Here is a 17,519-nt window from a genome sequence, read left to right on the forward strand (position 1 = left end):
TGTTAACAAATGTACCTTACTAAATTACAATCCACACGTTAAGTTACTTATTTTGAGTAATCGAATCTAAATGGATGTTTATGCAGTACAAAAATCTAATAATAAAAATATTTACTATCATCTGTGTGGTGTTTTTTAGCACGGATTCACTAGCTCAAAAACAACACTTTTCTTTGGCCCATATCGAGCAGTCCATTGACCTTGATGGAGAGCTTACAGAAGCACATTGGCAAAATGCCACTCTGATCCCCTTAATTTACCAAAATGAACCTAACGAAAAAGGGGTTCCTCCGGTAAAAACAGATGCGTACTTATATGAAGACGGACAGTATTTGTATGTCGCGTTTATGGCCTATGATGATGACCCAGAAAAAATCAGGGCTGCATTACGTGACCGAGACACACTATGGGCTGATGATAACGTTGCGCTGATGATCGATACCTTTAATGATGAGAGAACAGGGTATGAATTTTACGTCAATCCATTAGGTGCGCAAGGTGATATGCGTATGACTGATACTGATGGCTGGAGTGAAGACCCATCTTGGAATGCTATTTGGGACAGTGCTGGGCAAATTACAGATGAAGGGTATGTAGTTGAAATGCGTATTCCTTTTACTGCACTGCGATTCCCCAAAAATAAAGCAGACATGACATGGAGTATCGCCGTGTGGCGAAATTACCCGCGCGAGGTGCTGTATCAATTAGCGAATGTGGGCTTTGACCGCGATGTAAAGTGTAGCTTTTGCCAGTTTGACAAAATCACCGGTTTTAATGCGATGGAGCCAAGCAAAAACATTCAGTTAACACCCACCCTGACAGCTCTTCGTCATGATGTGAAAGACACTGTGCCTGGGGATTGGAATAATGGTGATATCGAAACGGAAGCCGGATTAGATTTACGTTGGGGAATCAGTCAAGATGCTGTTATTAATGCAACGATCAATCCTGACTTCTCACAAGTAGAAGCCGATAGTTTAGAGCTTGACGTAAATACCACTTATTCAATCTATTATGCTGAAAAGCGCCCATTTTTTCTTGATGGTGCATCATACTTTAAAAGTAGCTTATTTGAGCTACTTTATACCCGCACAATTGCACAGCCGAAAATCGGCGCAAAAATAACAGGTAAGTCAGACGCCCATAGCTATGCATTTATGTATGCGGATGATGAAAATACCAGTATTTTATTACCTACTAATCAGGGATCTGGTTTTGCAAATTTAGCGGAAAAATCAAAATCTGCTGTGGGTCGTTATCAATATGATATTGGTGATAAAGGCACAGTAGGTTTGACCACAACACACCGTGAAGCTGATAATTACAAAAATAGCGTGGTTTCGCTTGATGGCAGTTATTGGTTTAATCAAACCGACAGCGTGCTCTATCAAGTAGCCAGCTCTGAGAGTCGTAACTCAAAGTATCTTGTTGATTTTTATGGGTTAAAGGATGAACAGTCTGACCAAGCATATAAAGTTGAGTTTACCCGTGAAAAACGTGATTATAAATTATTTGCAAGTTATGAAGACATTGGTGAAGACTATCGAACCGATTTAGGCTATCAAGCAAAAGTTGATTATAAGAAAGCGTTAGTAGGTGGCGGACAATCATGGTATTTGGATGCCAATGATCTGGTTACTGAATATTCTTATCACTTAGACTGGGATAAAACGTGGGCGCAAGATGGCACTGTACTTGAAGAGGAATATGAAGGGTATATTTTCTTAAAAGGTCAAATGCAATCGTTTTTAGAATTCGGTTTTATCCACCGCAAAGAGAATTACTATGATAATTTTTACAACCAAAACATAGGCTATGTATGGGGCGGGTTTAAACCAACGAAAGATATCACGCTTAACTTATACAGTGAGTTTGGCAGTAAAACTGATTACAGTAACGAGCAACTAGGCGACCAGTTTATTATTGAGCCTGAAATGACCTGGGATATAAATGATCACTGGCAGGTTCAAGTTGAGCATAGCTACAACCGATTAGATAATCCTCAGGGTGAAAACGTATTTACAGCGAATTTAACTGATTTAAGGGTGTATTATAAATTTAATATGCGCTCTATGCTTAAACTGATCTTACAGTTTGAAGATATAGATAGAAATCCTGATGCTTATTATTTTAGTGTGAGTCAGTTAAATAAAGAGTATGGTAGCCAACTTGTGTATTCGTATAAAATTAATGCGCAGACACTGTTTTTTCTTGGTTACTCGGACAAAGGCTTTCAGGATGACTCGCTAAAAAACCTAGAGAGAGATCAACGAACATTCTTTACTAAGTTAAGCTATGCGTGGCAGCTCTAATTATAAATTAAGCTTACAAAAACTTACTTGTTAATGAAAACTTAAAAAACGAGCCTTTCCAAGCTCGTTTTTTTAATTAAAGTGATTACAAATTTCTAAAATAAGCTTCCACAAATTGGATTTGATTTGGCTCTTTGGGCGCTGTTTTAAAGTTTATAGTGTTGTGTGTATGTCGTAACTTTAGTTCATCACTAAATGAACAATCTACGCTTTCAAACGGTTTAATTTTTGCTTTAAAAAGTACTGAATTTTGGCACTGTTTTCCTAATACATTAGCTACCTGTGCACAGTAGGCGCCTACAGCATAGGTTTGTAAGGTACTGTTATCTAATTCATGCCAATTCACTTTCGTTGTGATTTTTCGCCCGCAGTGCTTGGCGAGCGTTGCGTCTGCGTCAGTCAAAGCCGAAGTGAGGCTGTCTATTGCGCGCGCTCTATTGAATAATGCAAGTTGAGCTTGAACGCCTTTGTTTAATTGCATTTTGTATTGTGCATAAGTGTCTTCACTGATCGCTTTGTTGCGTTTGTCTTTTAATTCAGATAAATAGATTGCTTTGTTTGTATCTGGCAAATACAACGAAAAACTGCAACATCTATAACCCTGCTCACGGGTCACTAACGCGCGCTGCTGGCCGTCATAAGTGTATTTATACGCTTGGATACTGCCATGAGGTAGCAAGTCCGTTAAAAAAACGACTTCATCAATGGGGTGGTTTACGCCTACGACTTTAACTAAAGCCTGTGTTTTATCGTGATTTTCAATAATTGTTACTTGCTCACCAAGAGGGGACTCTAACACTATAGGGTATTTTTGAAGCTCAAGGGCAAAGACGTTTGAACATATTAGGCATAACAGAAAGAGTGATTTATTCATTAGTAAAATCCATTTTATTAATAAGTTTAGCAAGGCATAGTGTAACAACCCTTGTTTACAATATAAATACAGCTAACTCGTTTTAAATTTCATTGAAGTAAATAACAATACTCCCCCCCTCCAAGGCACTACCATTGTGGATATTTATCCCTACACCGACATTATCAAACCAATCTGTCCACTGTGAAACATCCCATAAAAAGCCGAATCCATATTCGTGAAAATGACTTGTATCAAGTGGGGCAACAGCATCTGCGCCAATGTCAACACGTTGCGCCTTAATATAAAATGATTGTGTAAAATTAAAAAAAGAAAACAGGTTAAAATTTGCTTTTACAGCGTTATTTATTTGCCAGCTTTCTGGGTTAACAGACTTCATTGAGTGAGGTTGTGACAATGCCCAGCCATAATAATATTCAAACTTTAGCGTATATTCATAATACCCCCAGGCTTTGGGGTGTTTATAAATTAATGAAGCACTCGGGTTTATATTGACAGAGCGACTACTGATATTGGTATAAGTCCCATTCACAAGCGGCTTTAATTGTTGTTTGCTTTGCTGGCTGTTGTAGAGGTAATTATTGTTGTAATCCATTAAATGAGAATTAATACGTACCCTATAAAGCCAATTTGAATTAAGTAATTGCTCCATATTGAGTCCCACGGTTGCGTTTAGCATTTTATCAGTGTTTACATCGGTCTTTTGATTATCAAATAGAGCAACATTGTGTTTTTGTTCTAAGACACTCACTTGAGTATGAAATGAGGCTGTGAAGCCAAGAATGGGGTCATTAAAATTAAAATCATAGGGAATGCTATATAACGTAAGTTGGTTCCTCAACGCTAAAGCTTCAGTTTCATCAATGGTGTGATGATGAGGATCAATAAGTGTATCGGGATCAAAATTACCATACCCCAACGAAATACTGTCGCCATTAGTTAATATGAGAGAAGCAGCAAAGGTAGATTCAAGATCATTCTTTGCGTTTGCTGACGTGTTATTTGAGAAAAGCGCGAGGAAACAGAATGTTATCAGCAGGTAGAAATACATATAAGAATGAGTAACGTCTAAATGAAGTAAGTGTAATAGGTGAACTCAATAAAACAAGTGAGAATAAAAGAATACCAGCCTAGGCTGGTATTCTTTTATTGATGTTAAGGCGTGTAATAAATTGGGGAGTCTGGGCCAACAGGTAACCCTAAAACAAATACCCATAAGTAAAATAACGCAACCCAACCAACAAAGAAGAACATGCTGTAAGGCAACATTGTAGCGACAAGCGTCCCGATACCCATATCCTTCTTATATTTAGTTGCCACAGCGAGAATAAGGCCAAAGTAACTCATCATTGGCGTAATTAAGTTTGTTACTGAATCACCAATTCGGTAAGCCGCTTGAATAGTCTCTGGGGCGTAACCAATTAACATTAGCATAGGAACAAAGATAGGAGCTGTTACGGCCCACTGAGCAGAAGATGATCCAAGGCTTAAGTTAACAAGTGCACACATGAAAATGAACAATACAAACACTTCTGGGCCGGTTAAATTAAGTGCTTGTAACAGTGCTGCGCCATTAATCGCCAGAATAGTACCTAGGTTTGTCCATTTAAAAAATGCAACAAACTGTGCGGCAAAAAACACAAGTACAATATACATACCCATTGAACTCATGCTTTTACTCATTGCATCAATCACATCTTTATCATTTTTCATGGTCCCAACAACTCGGCCATAAACAAAACCAGGGATACCAAAAGTAACGAATATAAAAACAACAATCCCTTTTAAGAATGGGGAATGAGCAACAAGCCCCGTTTCAGGGTTACGTAAAATGCCATCAGCGGGAACGATAGTCCATGCAAGTAATAAAGATACAACAAGAAGAGACACACCAGCCCATTTTAAGCCTGTTTTTTCTAATGTTGTTAATCCTTCGATATTATTTTCAGCTAAATCTGCACTGGCATCATCCGGGTTATATTTACCTAATCGTGGTTCAACAATTTTCTCAGTAACAAAAGTACCTAGTAGTGCAATAAGCAGTACTGAAATCATCATAAAATACCAGTTGGCTTCAGCACCTACTTGGTAATTCGGATCAATCATTTGTGCAGCAGGGGTGGTTATACCAGCAAGCAGTGGATCGATTGTTCCTAGTAATAAGTTTGCACTATACCCACCCGAGACACCTGCAAATGCGGCGGCTAAGCCTGCAAGAGGATGACGGCCAAGGCTGTGGAAAATCATGGCAGCTAGTGGTATTAGTACGACATAACCAAGTTCAGAGGCGGTATTTGATAAAATAGCGGCAAATACAACCATGAATGTAACTAAACGTTTAGATGCGCCCATGACCATGCCGCGCATAGCAGCAGATAAAAGACCTGAGTGTTCAGCCACACTTACGCCGAGTAGCGCAACTAATACAGTGCCAAGCGGGGCGAAACTTGTAAAGTTTGTTACCAGGCCAGTGACGATACGCTGAAGGCCTTCGGCACTTAATAAGCTAACAACTTCAATAACACCATCTGGATCACGGCCAGCAGAACCAACGGGACGCGGATCTATGGCACTTAGACCAAACCAATCGGCGATACCGCTGAAAACGATTATCGCGACACAAAACATCGCAAATAAAGTGATAGGGTGGGGCAACATGTTCCCCAAAAACTCAACTGTGGCCAAAAATCGGTTAAATAAACCCGATTGTTTTTCTGCCCCCGTTGAGTTTGCAGTGTCGACTGCTTTAGACATAGCAAATTACTCAAAATTATAAAAATTGCCGCAATTTACCATTTTTAGAGCACTGTATCACCTATAAACGACAGCTTACTGGTTAGATACGTTGAATGTGTATTTAATTGACCACACCTTTGAATAAAAGTGGGTAGCGCCTTAGCCTGTTGCCTATATAATCATCAGCCATAATTTGTTCGCAAATCTGGTCAACATCATTGGTTGCTTCAAATACCCAATCAAACCTTTCTATTGCTAACAAAAAACCACGTTTTAAAAATTGCTGCTGCCTATACTCATCGAGGTTTCGGCGAATGGTATCAAGTTTTCGTGGGTCGGCTTTCAAATTCTCAATAACTTGATGTATAAAATTAGAATGCCGACGTGAACTAGCCCGTTGATTGCGTTGTACCCTACGCACATAGCCTCCTAAAGATCAGCCAGTATATTAGAAATTTTTTTAAGAAAATCGTCTTTGTGCTTATCATGCTCATAATCTAGGTGGTAGGTGTTGTGAAAACCAAAACGAAGTAACACGCCACTGCCTTTGAGGTAAATAGTGTACCCATCAATATCTGAAAAAGCAGTTAACCCCATAAAGAACTTGCCATCTTGTGTGGCTTCACCATGTTGAATTATTTGTTCATACACAGCTAGAATTTGTTTACCGTCAATTTCGTTTTTCATAATGTCTCCTTTTATCATCTATACGTTTAAGGCGTTAATTTGGATTAAAAAAGGCTAAATTGTCGGTACGTTAAGGTGAAACTAAACGTTACTGTGCTTAGAATAGATTGCTCAGAGTACTCACTATAAATTTGAATTTAATAAAATCAATCTAAACTCATGCTACTCTATTGGGCGTGTCACAGGAATTTACTCTCATCGTTGTTTTTTTAAAGGGACTACCTAACGCCATGATATTAAGCCCCTGTGAAACACTGATTTCTGCACCTTGGGGTGGCTTGAGTATATGCTCGAATTATAAATTTAACAGTGTCTTTTGCATAATGGAAAAATTTGGGCGTGAATGAGCCCCTTTACGTTAGCCACCATACTTCAAAGAATTAACGGGTATCGTAATGTGGCTTATATTAGTCGCTTTATGGGTGAATTGTCTTTGAGTAATTGGAGAATGACTATAGGCCTTATTTTAAAAGCACCATTTAGGGTCTGTTGACCTTTTCTGAGTGAAATTTTTTCAAGCTAGGGGCAATTTAATCGCGGGGCGAGGTCTGTAACCGAGTGGGCTAAGTAAAACAGAGCAAAGCTTCCGCGTCCTGCTCGTGCCTGTTTGGCTTTGATGCTGCACTATCACCTATTTGCAGTGAATAACCTCGCCATATAGGTGCAGCCTGCCTAAAGACTAAACAGGCAGTTGCAAATTCAACCTTAAAAGGTCAACAGACCCTAATTAAGGTTTATTGGCGTGGTTTAAAATAAAAAACCTCACTGAATTAGAGAGGTTTTTTATGGCACTATTTATTGACGTGGTGTATTAACGCGCATTCGTGCTTTCAAATATCTTATCTGCAGACGCGGCAACGAAACCTGTATAGAGTTCACCATCTGGTTTGTTATAACGAAGTGCAAACTCATAAAAGCAGCTAGGTACACTCATTGTAATATCGCTGAATTCAACGTTAAAATCGTCAGCAAGTGTTGAAGATTGCTCAAGCAATACTTCAGGTGATCCTTTTACCTCACCGCCCGATGTATTTAACGCAAAGCCTGCGTCTTTGAGTGCTTTGTTTACCGCATCAATATTATCAAACTGTGCGAGTTCATTGATGCTTACTGTGAAGTGATTAGCACGGTAGCCCCACGCTGACATCCATGCGGCGTATTCACTTTCAGCCAACAGCTTTTTGTAGGTGTCTGACGTCACTTGCCAGTGGGTGCCTGAATATAAGAAGTTATCAGCCGTTACTGCATTTTCATCAATGCTATCAACCATTTGATTGACAATTTCTTGAAGTTCATCAGAACACTTTTCAACAAGTAACTCAGAGATAAATACTTTTGGTTGCGTGGTGTCTGGATGCTCATAGTGCTTTGCATAGAGTTTTTTTGCTTCAAAATGGTACTCGCCACATTCTTTATATCCAATTGCTAAAAAATGAGCTGCTAGTTTCTCAAGACCAATTTTTTCATGGTTGAAAGTACGCAGTGCAATATGATCATTTAGGATGTCATCTTTTTGGGTCGAGCCCAGTAACTCATGAACTTTTACAGCTGATGGAGTAACAGCTAAGTAATTTTGCCATAAGTGTTCAAATAATGTGTTTACGTTTGTGTGCATTTTAATTCCTTAAATTTTTGACAATAGCGTCTGCTAGTTATTCGATGATTAAGCCCGGTGCAAGGGTAGAAGGTAAATTAACGTGTTCGGCTTCCACTGATGCAACGGGGTAAGCACAATAATCTGCAGCATAATAAGCACTGGCTCTGTGGTTACCACTTGCGCCTATACCGCCAAAAGGCGCAGCACTGGAAGCCCCAGTGATAGGTCGGTTCCAGTTAACAATACCGGCACGTATTCGTTTTAAAAAGTATTGATAATCAGTCTCAGAGTCGCTTAATAAGCCAGCAGATAAACCAAAAGAGGTGTTGTTCGCTTGTGTAATCGCGTTGTCAAAATCATCATAACGGTAGACTTTTATCAGCGGGCCAAAATGTTCTTCGTCAGGCATTTCAGCAATGTGGGTTACATCAATAATACCTGGGCTAACAAACCCTGTGCCTACTTGCAAATGCTTTAATTCAACTAGTGTAGTTGCACCTAAATCAATTAAGGCTTGCTGCGCAGAAACCATACCTAAAGCAGCTTGTTCGCTGATCATTGCACCCATAAATGGTTGGGGCTGTGCAAAACTGTCAGCAACAAGAATGTCTTTGGTTGCGCTGATAAGTTTAGCTAAAATAGCATCCCCATTAGGTCCATTTTCAATGAATAATCGGCGTGCACATGTACAGCGCTGACCAGATGTAATGAAACCTGATTGAATAATATCGTGCACAGCGGCATTAATATCAGCAACATCTTTAACGATTAGTGGGTTATTCCCCCCCATCTCGAGTGCGAGAATTTTACCAGGGTGGCCTGCAAACTGTTTATGCAATAGGTGTCCGGTGTTTGAACTGCCGGTAAAAAACAACCCATCAATGTCTTGATGACTTGCAAGGGCTTTACCTGTTTCGACTTCACCTTGAACTAAATTGATTACGCCAGCGGGTAACCCCGCTTTTAGCCATAATTCAAGCGTGAATTGAGCAACGTAAGGGGTGAGTTCAGAGGGCTTAAATACCACGGTGTTGCCAGCTAAAATTGCCGGTACAATATGGCCATTAGGTAAATGACCAGGGAAGTTGTACGGGCCAAATATTGCCACAACACCATGAGGTTTATGGCGAATAAAGGCTTTAGCACCAGGCATAGGGTTTTCGGTAGTCCCTGTTCGCTCATTGTAGGCTTTGACAGAAATAGCTACTTTACCCGTCATGGCACCGACTTCAGTGCGTGTTTCCCAAATTGGTTTGCCTGTTTCTTTAGCAATAATGGTAGCCAGTTCTTCGGTGTGTTCTTTGAGTAAACCCGCGAAATTTTCAAGTATGTCAATACGCTCAGCAAGGGAGGTATCAGCCCAGCTTATTTGTGCGCTGCGCGCGGCTTTAATTGCGCTATCGACTTGCTCTGGGCTTGCACTTAAGCCTTGCCACAGTATTTCACCGTTACTTGGGTTTACTGAGTGAAAGCTTTTACCAAGGCCTGTTTGCCATTGATTATTTATTAATTGGATTGTCTGAGATTCAAGACTCATAAAATTCCTACTTTGTTTATAGGCGAAAAAATCTCGCTGCGTCGCCTTGTTTTAATTTTAGGGCATGTGCAACGTCTTTACTCACAATTAATGTGTGCTTGGCATGATTGTAGTGAGCGTGTTTTGTAAACGTGGCTCTGAAATCCGCCACGCCTTGATTACAAATTGCTAAAGTATCGGAACTTTGTTCATCAACATAATCAAGTTCGCCAATTGAAATTGGGCACACTATCGAATCTCTTACGCTGCGGATATTCCCCAGCTTTGCTTCTACCGTAGGGCCTGCATCGAATAGATCAACATAACCTCTGTGTTCAAACCCTTCTTTTTCTAATAATTTAAGAGCAGGTTTCGTTTTCTCATGGACCTTGCCAATCACGTTTTGCGCTTTTTTACTTAGTAAGTTTGCATAGATAGGGTATTTAGGCATTAACTCGCTGATAAAAACCTTATCACCCAGGCCGACTAAGTGGTCTGCTTTTGGAAATTCGATACTGAAAAAGTGCTCTTCTAGCCATTGCCAAAAAGGAGAGTGCCCATCTTCATCACTGACCCCACGCATTTCTGCAATGATGGTATCGGCAAAACGTTCACTGTGTTGTGCCATAAATAGAAAACGAGAGCGTGATAAGAAACGCCCTGCGAGTCCTTTTCGGCTATCTTCACGCAAGAATAATGTGCAGATTTCAGAGCAGCCGGTGTAGTCATTGCACATGCTGAGAATATCTACTGTGTTGTAGACTTTCAAAGTAGGTGAATGATGCACTGTTTTACCTAAATGGTAATGATACAAAGGAACATTAAGACCCACTGCGGCTTCAATTGCGGTTGTACCAATGACTGCACCTGTGTCACTGTCTTCCAGTACAAATAAATAACTTTCATCAACCGGTTGGCTTATGTCTTTTGAAAAACTGCTTTCTGCGCGAGTAATTTTTTCAAGCAACAATGTATCGTCAACTGGGAGCGATGTGAAGCCATGGCCTGATTCGATGGCGATCTGCTTTAACGCATCAAAATCATTGGCATTAATTGGGCGTAATACATGCATTTATAAAAACTCCATTAGCGCTCCCTAAAGAGCGCTAAATAAAATTAACCGTTTACTACATCAGCAACCGCTTTTTCAAAGCGTGATAGCCCCTCTTTTATGTCTTCAAGCGGGATGACTAATGATGGGGTGAAGCGAATGACATTGGTGCCTGCTACCAAACTCATAAGACCATGTTCAGTACTGGCGATTAAAAAGTCGCGCGCGCGTCCTTCAAATTTACTATTGAGTACTGCACCTAAAAGTAGCCCTTTACCACGGATTTCACTAAATACATCGTATTTTTCATTGATAGCGGCAAATCCATCTCTAAATAATTGCTCACGCTCTTTTACACCCGCTAAAACTGAGTCTGTATTAACGGTGTCGAATGCCGCTTCTGCTACTGCGCACGCTAGTGGGTTACCACCATAGGTAGAGCCGTGCGTGCCAATCTTAAGGTGAGCTGCAATAGCAGAGGTCGTGATCATAGCGCCAATTGGAAAACCCCCCCCCAATGCCTTTGCTGTTGTTAAAATATCAGGTGTAATACCTAAACCTTGATAAGCATACAATGAACCTGTACGGCCAACACCTGTTTGTACTTCATCAAATATCAGCAATGCGTTGTGCTTATCGCACAGATCGCGAACACCTTTGATAAATTCATTGGTTGGCGAAATGATACCGCCTTCACCTTGGAGGGGCTCCATCATAACGGCACACGTTTTATCGCTGATCAGTTTTTCAAAGGTGTCTAGGTCATTATAATCACAATGATCGATAGCCTCAGGCTTGGGGCCAAAACCATCTGAGTAGGCAGCTTGACCACCCACTGTGACTGTAAAGAAAGTACGGCCATGGAAGCCTTTATTAAATGCAATAATTTGTGTTTTGTCTTCGCCATGGACATCTAGTGCAAAACGACGAGCTAGTTTAAGCGCTGCTTCATTTGCTTCTGCGCCTGAGTTGGCGAAATAAACTTTATCTGCAAATGTAGCGTCGGTCATTTTTTTAGCTAAACGCAATGCTGGCTCATTGGTCATTACATTTGATAAGTGCCAAATTTTTTCGCCTTGTTCTTTAAGCGCATTAACGAGTGCTGGGTGGCAGTGTCCCAGACAATTAACCGCTATGCCACCTGCAAAATCAATGAACTCTTTGCCTGTTTGATCCCATACACGAGAGCCTTCACCGCGAACAGGGATGACAGCTGAAGGATTATAATTTGGAACCATAACATCGTTGAATAAATCTCGGGTAACTTGCATTTGACGCACCTTAAATAGCGAATAAGAAAATGAATAAAACGAATACACGTTTATCTAAATTGCATGTTGCTGCAAGAAGCAGCAGTGTATTTTAATACCTATTATCTAGTTTCCCTTGTGAAATTTGCAGTGCTAAATTGTAGAATTTGACTATAATAAAAAACAAATTAACGAAGTAGGTTGTCAATATGGTAGGTAAGCAAGATGAAAAGCTACTTTCTATTTTAAGAACAAATGCTCGAGCGAGTATTTCTGATTTGGCTAGGGCACTGAATTTGTCCCGCTCAACTGTTCAAAGTAGGATGCTTAAGCTAGAAGAGACAGGGGTAATAAAAGGATATAGCGTAGATTATGGTGAGGCCTACCTTAATTCGATGGTCGCTGCCCATGTATCGATTAAGGTAAAGCAAAAATTAACAACTAAAACAAATATAGAGCTTAAGCAAATTGACGCTATTTCACAGTTATATGCCATAAGTGGTGAATTTGATTTAATTGCAGTTGTACAAGCACAAAACTTGGAAAAGTTAAGTCATTTACTTGATGATATTGGTAATTTAGACGGTGTTGAGCGCACAACATCATCCGTTATATTAGAAACTAAGTTTAATCGCTAGCGTAATAGAAAGTGAATCAGTATATTGATTATTCCAACTAACTATAACAATTTAATGAAAATTGCTTTTATAAGAACTACACTCAGTTATATTAAAAGCTTAATTATTAGTGTCAAATTGTGCTATCACACAAAGGTTTGACTTTTGAGGGCTTATGCAAGTCGGTTTACTAAATTCTATTATCAAGATAACTAAGAACAGAGATGTAGACTCACTTGAGTATACGATAATTTCAACGATTCAAGAGTTTGTGAAATGCGAAGAGATATCGATTTATAAAGATTTAGAAATAGCGGGTGAACTGAGGATTGAACGAAGCGCTTCTTTAAAGTTTTTATCCCAGAACGATTTTATTTGGCAAGATAAAGATGTAATTGAACGCCCTGATACTGAATTGGTTTCTTGCATTACTTCATCATGTATTATCACCGTTAAATCGGGAGATAACAAAGAGCGACGATGGCTCCCTATCTGTGTTCATGATAAGCCTGTTGCTGTTATAGCAATTTTATCTGAACACCTAGAAAGTGAAGAGCAAGTGTTACTGAACGCTTTTTGCCGCATTTTTGAAAATTACTTATCAATTTTACATGAAAGCGAAACTGATAAGCTGACAGGTTTGCTTAATCGCCAAACGTTTGATAAGAAATTAAAGTTACTGATTGAAAAGCAAATGGCAAAACAGCATCAAGTAATTAAAACGGATGAAAAGCGCTGTAAACACTCTGGTTCATCTTCTTGGCTGGCAATTGTTGATATTGACCATTTTAAACAAGTTAATGATCAGTATGGTCACGTGTGTGGTGACGAAGTTTTATTATTGTTAGCGCAAAAGATGAAAAGCTATTTTAGGTCAACAGATTTAATATTCCGCTTTGGCGGCGAGGAATTTGTTTTAGTATTTGAACCAACAAACTTTAAGTTTATTGAAGCAAAATTAAATACCTTTTTGGACTTAGTGAGACAAACCAAGTTTCCATTTGTGTCAAGCTTATCGTTAAGTATTGGTTTATCAAGAATCAGCCCATATGACTTTCCAATCTCTGTTATAGAGAATGCGGACAAAGCACTTTATTATGCTAAACGTAATGGGCGTGATCAATTGTGTTTTTATGACGAATTGGTAAGCAAAAACTTAATAGATGCAAAAGAAACTCACTCCGACATCGATTTATTTTAACCGTTAAGGTAATTTTTTTATTACCTTTTTTGTTGTTTCATCGAGCTTAATAACATAGGCATTGCCGCCAATGCCTTTAAATTCTTCATCAGTAAACACGAGTGTGTTTTCATCATAGAAGGTAATAGCTTCTTTTTGAGTGACTATTCCTAAGTCAATTTGAGATACATCGCCAGAGAAAAATTTATCGCCTTCAAAGTTTTCAAACAACCAAATACTAGTAGAATCAAGCAAGACTAACTTTTTACGGCTGGGACTTAAAGCAGCAGAGGTGATCCAACACAATTTTTCCATAGTGGTACATGTTTTAAATGAATCAACAAGTTGAGCATCGAAGTTTGCTGCATGATCACCCACTTTATATACATTGGTGATACCATCAAAGGGCTTAGTTCTATTTTTTGTAAACAGATATAAATGCCTGCCAAATGCAACGAACGCCTCTAAATCATAGTTTCTTTTATTAGGTGCGACTGGTTGGTCATCAAGTTCAGGGTAAGTGAATTTAATAATTTCAGCTTGAGTAGAATTACCTTTTATATCAATAGGGTTTTCTATTTTATAGATAGTGAGCCAGCGGCGTTTTTGTGTGTTATTGCCAAAGTCTCCTAAGAAAAAATGACCAAAATCATTTTGTGTTATGTCTTCCCAATCTATATTTTTAGCATTGGTAACCAACACTTCTTTTGCAATTGAACCATCTTCACTGAGTCTATAAAGCTTTGCATCATCGCCACCATCATTAATGGCCCAAAGGTGTTTCGCTTTATCAAATTCGATACCCGATATTTCTTTAAGTCGAGCATCAACAGTCAGCCTCTTTTTGCTGTAGAGAGTATATATTGATGATCCTAGGATAACAGCTGTAATAAGTAGGATAAATATGACGAGTGTAAACAAGCTTTTTTTAATCATAAGTGATCAGCAAGGGATAAATATTTAGTTATTATGCTGTATTTGATGGATAAATACTATTTTAGCGCATTATCCATTAGGCTCAATTTGCCATACACCAGTTCCGGTAGCAGCGATATGATTGACATTGCCTTGCAACACCTTGTTGCCGACATTAACAGAAGATTCTGGACGGCTGACTAAGTAACCTTGAACGCTACTGATCCCCAAGCGTTTAACAAGATCAAATTGCGCTAATTCTTCAACTCCTTCGGCAACAATTTTTAATCCTAATTTAGAACCAAGTTCACTGATAGAGTTTAAAATTTCATTATACTTTGGATTTTCATTTGCTTGAGCAATAAATAGCCTATCTATCTTTAGAACATCAATAGGTAAATCAGCCAGCGTGCTTAAAGAACTAAAGCCGGTACCAAAATCATCAATTGCAATAGTAACACCTTCGGCTCTTAGTTTTTCTAACTCTCTGATGATACTATTACTTGCCGTGATCAGTGTTGATTCTGTGATTTCAAGCATCAGGGCAGAAGGAGGTAAGCCCGTTTTTGCAAGCTTTTGCATAACCCAATCATATATTGGGCGGTGTTTTAATTGAATTCCTGAAACGTTAACAGAGATTTTTACTTTGCGCATTCCCGCATTATGCCATGCCGACATTTGTCTACATGACTCAAGCATAATCCAATCACCAAGCTCCAGTATTAGATTCGACTCTTCTGCAATTGGGATAAATTCGACAGGAGATATCATCCCCTCTACAGGGTGATCCCAGCGAACCAGGGCTTCAAAATAGTCAATAGCACAATCTTCAACATGGACAATGGGTTGAAATGAAAGATGAAAGTTTTGGCATGCAATAGCTAAGCGTAACTCTTCAAGAAGATAATGGTAGCGACGCATCTTGTTGCCCATCTCAGGCGAATACACTTTAAAAATACCACGGCCGTCAGTCTTTGCTCTGTACATTGCAACATCAGCCATTTGCAATAATGCATGGGGTGTCGATGCACTTTCAGGGTAAACTGCCACGCCCACACTTGCGCTTATTTTTATTAGTTTATTACCTAAAACAAAATCTCGCTCAATTTCACTCAGCACATTCTGCGCTACATCTAGAGTTTTGCTCTCGCTATCAATATCATTAATAAAAATTGAAAACTCATCGCCACCTAAACGGGCTAAATTTTGCTCTAGCATACTGGTTGAGTTGATATCATTCAGCTTATGATTTCTCAATACGCTAGCAAGTCGCTCGGCAACTTGAATTAACACTTCATCGCCAAAGCTGTGGCCAAATGAATCATTTACTTGTTTAAAGCCATCTAAATCAATAAACAGTAGTGCGCAGTGCATTTTTTCAAGCTCTGCTGTATGTAATTGTCGGTCTAGGTGTTCAATATACGCATGACGATCAATAAGTTGAGTCAGCTTGTCTTGGCTTATGCTGGTTTGTGTTTCTCTGGCATATGTTGCGATATGTGTGTTTAAGGCTGCTAAGCCTTGGCTTAACCGTGTCACTGGGTTGACTACTTCTAGCGACGGCAATTGGATTTTAAATGAACTCAGTAATTTGTCTGTCTGAACATTTAGCTGCTCGATCACTTTTTGCTCACGTCGGGCACGTTGCAAGTTGCCTAAATACCAAGTTAGCCAAAAGCCCATAAGGATTAAAATAATGAGATTTGCAGGAGAGAGAATAGTAGCAAAAAGTAACGACGAATATTGCGCAGTGACGAATTCTGAATCATTAATTTTTATTAGCAAATAATCATGATCGTTTGTTGATATTACACTGTGTCCACTTAAAACGGGGTTATACCAAGGAGGCATATCAAGTTGAGTTTGTGCTATTGGGAATGCGCGTATAGCAATACTCGATTGCTGGGGGTTTATACTATTGACTTGCTTTGTTAACAAGATATTTAAGCCGTAACAAAATACGATTAGAGTAATTAAAGCAATACTGATTATACGGAAAAATTTTATCATTCTACTAAGCCATAATGACCCCCTATTTTATTATGATTATAGCGAAGAGGGGTGATACTTTTTTTCAGTATATAGTGTGTGAGTTAAAGAGACAAACTTTTCAAGGAGACTAAGTTTAAAAAACGTCAATTTAAACTTTAGAGTACTTAATCTACTGTGTTTGTTGAATTTTAGCGTAGTTTTAATTTAGTTTATTTCACTTTACGAATCTGTATATGTTATCTATTTTGGTTAGGAGGATTTGTTCGAGAATTGAACTATGGTTTAGTTCTTGCAGATTCAGTATGAGAAGATAAATATGGCTGTATAAAATAGTCTTTTGCACCATATTTGTGCAGTGTTTTTTTTAATGCACTGTCATAAAGCATAAATATAATTTTGATTAACTTATATTCGTACCCGGCACATGTTGAGAAGTTGAACTGGCACGGTAGCAAGGATAAATAAACATGAAGTTTAATTGGAGCCCGCTATGTTAAGTAAACGTTTTTTTAAAACCAAAGATGAAGCTGAAGTAACATTTGAATTTAGTCACCCTGATGCACAGGAAGTCCAATTAGTTGCAGAGTTTACCGATTGGCAGCCTGTTGCTATGAAATTTAATAAGAAGCAACGGTGTTTCAAATTAAAGCAACGTCTGCCAAATGGTCAAGAGTTTCATTTTAGGTACTTGATCGATGGGACTACATGGGATAACGACCATCAAGCAGATGGGTATGTTGCTAATAATTTTGGCACTGAAAACAGCATTGTTAATACTCAACGAGTGTAAGG

Annotated in this window: 15 protein-coding genes; 4 read left to right on the plus strand and 11 right to left on the minus strand. The window is 39.0% G+C overall.

The genetic code is table 11. The annotated features are described in order from the left end of the window. Nucleotides 1–80 precede the first annotated feature (80 nt). Nucleotides 81–2,312 (plus strand): carbohydrate binding family 9 domain-containing protein, encoded by a 2,232-nt coding sequence (locus ATS75_RS04685; protein WP_058559270.1) that lies wholly within the window; start codon nucleotides 81–83, stop codon nucleotides 2,310–2,312. 85 nt (nucleotides 2,313–2,397) lie between these two features. Here ATS75_RS04685 and ATS75_RS04690 read toward each other — a convergent pair whose 3' ends face one another. The 9 genes from ATS75_RS04690 to ATS75_RS04730 all read right to left on the minus strand — a co-directional run bounded on the left by ATS75_RS04690 (nucleotide 2,398) and on the right by ATS75_RS04730 (nucleotide 12,044). Beyond that, entirely contained in the window at nucleotides 2,398–3,186 is a 789-nt protein-coding gene (locus ATS75_RS04690) for a hypothetical protein (protein ID WP_058559271.1), read from the minus strand. Between the two features lie 82 nt (nucleotides 3,187–3,268). Beyond that, nucleotides 3,269–4,237 (minus strand): Solitary outer membrane autotransporter beta-barrel domain, encoded by a 969-nt coding sequence (locus ATS75_RS04695; RefSeq protein ID WP_082665403.1) that lies wholly within the window; start codon nucleotides 4,235–4,237, stop codon nucleotides 3,269–3,271. 104 nt (nucleotides 4,238–4,341) lie between these two features. Beyond that, nucleotides 4,342–5,940 (minus strand): AbgT family transporter, encoded by a 1,599-nt coding sequence (locus tag ATS75_RS04700; protein WP_058559273.1) that lies wholly within the window; start codon nucleotides 5,938–5,940, stop codon nucleotides 4,342–4,344. 103 nt (nucleotides 5,941–6,043) lie between these two features. Then, nucleotides 6,044–6,343, minus strand: a complete 300-nt coding sequence (locus ATS75_RS04705; RefSeq protein ID WP_058559274.1) for a hypothetical protein — start codon at nucleotides 6,341–6,343, stop codon at nucleotides 6,044–6,046. An 8-nt stretch (nucleotides 6,344–6,351) separates the two neighbouring features. Beyond that, entirely contained in the window at nucleotides 6,352–6,609 is a 258-nt protein-coding gene (locus ATS75_RS04710) for a DUF3081 domain-containing protein (RefSeq protein WP_058559275.1), read from the minus strand. Between the two features lie 811 nt (nucleotides 6,610–7,420). Further along, on the minus strand, nucleotides 7,421–8,224 hold the full coding sequence (locus tag ATS75_RS04715; protein ID WP_058559276.1) for a DUF1338 domain-containing protein: 804 nt from the start codon (nucleotides 8,222–8,224) through the stop codon (nucleotides 7,421–7,423). 37 nt (nucleotides 8,225–8,261) lie between these two features. Further along, nucleotides 8,262–9,743 carry a succinylglutamate-semialdehyde dehydrogenase gene (astD, locus tag ATS75_RS04720; RefSeq protein WP_058559277.1) on the minus strand — a complete coding sequence of 494 codons (1,482 nt, stop codon included), beginning with the start codon at nucleotides 9,741–9,743 and terminating at the stop codon, nucleotides 8,262–8,264. A gap of 16 nt (nucleotides 9,744–9,759) precedes the next feature. Continuing rightward, nucleotides 9,760–10,794, minus strand: a complete 1,035-nt coding sequence (gene astA / locus ATS75_RS04725) for an arginine N-succinyltransferase (RefSeq protein WP_058559278.1) — start codon at nucleotides 10,792–10,794, stop codon at nucleotides 9,760–9,762. A 44-nt stretch (nucleotides 10,795–10,838) separates the two neighbouring features. Further along, nucleotides 10,839–12,044, minus strand: coding sequence for an aspartate aminotransferase family protein (locus ATS75_RS04730; RefSeq protein ID WP_058559279.1), 1,206 nt, complete (start codon nucleotides 12,042–12,044; stop codon nucleotides 10,839–10,841). Nucleotides 12,045–12,232: 188 nt separating this feature from the next. Between ATS75_RS04730 and ATS75_RS04735 the strand changes: the two genes are divergently transcribed. Together ATS75_RS04735 and ATS75_RS04740 are read left to right on the plus strand one after the other, a co-directional pair. Beyond that, nucleotides 12,233–12,661 carry an Lrp/AsnC family transcriptional regulator gene (locus tag ATS75_RS04735; protein WP_058559280.1) on the plus strand — a complete coding sequence of 143 codons (429 nt, stop codon included), beginning with the start codon at nucleotides 12,233–12,235 and terminating at the stop codon, nucleotides 12,659–12,661. Nucleotides 12,662–12,815: 154 nt separating this feature from the next. Then, nucleotides 12,816–13,841: a GGDEF domain-containing protein gene (locus ATS75_RS04740; protein WP_058559281.1), complete on the plus strand. Its 1,026-nt coding sequence runs from the start codon at nucleotides 12,816–12,818 to the stop codon at nucleotides 13,839–13,841. A 3-nt stretch (nucleotides 13,842–13,844) separates the two neighbouring features. Here the strand turns inward: ATS75_RS04740 and ATS75_RS04745 are convergent, their stop codons facing one another. Together ATS75_RS04745 and ATS75_RS04750 are read right to left on the minus strand one after the other, a co-directional pair. Beyond that, the gene (locus tag ATS75_RS04745) at nucleotides 13,845–14,756 is read right to left on the minus strand and encodes a hypothetical protein (protein WP_058559282.1); all 912 of its coding nucleotides are present in this window, start codon (nucleotides 14,754–14,756) and stop codon (nucleotides 13,845–13,847) included. Between the two features lie 69 nt (nucleotides 14,757–14,825). Then, the gene (locus ATS75_RS04750) at nucleotides 14,826–16,745 is read right to left on the minus strand and encodes a putative bifunctional diguanylate cyclase/phosphodiesterase (protein ID WP_058559283.1); all 1,920 of its coding nucleotides are present in this window, start codon (nucleotides 16,743–16,745) and stop codon (nucleotides 14,826–14,828) included. Between the two features lie 472 nt (nucleotides 16,746–17,217). Here ATS75_RS04750 and ATS75_RS04755 point away from each other — a divergent pair, with 472 nt between their 5' ends. Next, nucleotides 17,218–17,517 carry an isoamylase early set domain-containing protein gene (locus ATS75_RS04755; protein ID WP_058559284.1) on the plus strand — a complete coding sequence of 100 codons (300 nt, stop codon included), beginning with the start codon at nucleotides 17,218–17,220 and terminating at the stop codon, nucleotides 17,515–17,517. Nucleotides 17,518–17,519: the final 2 nt, after the last annotated feature.

It is taken from the genome of Pseudoalteromonas sp. H105, from assembly GCF_001469215.1.
Lineage (GTDB): Bacteria > Pseudomonadota > Gammaproteobacteria > Enterobacterales > Alteromonadaceae > Pseudoalteromonas.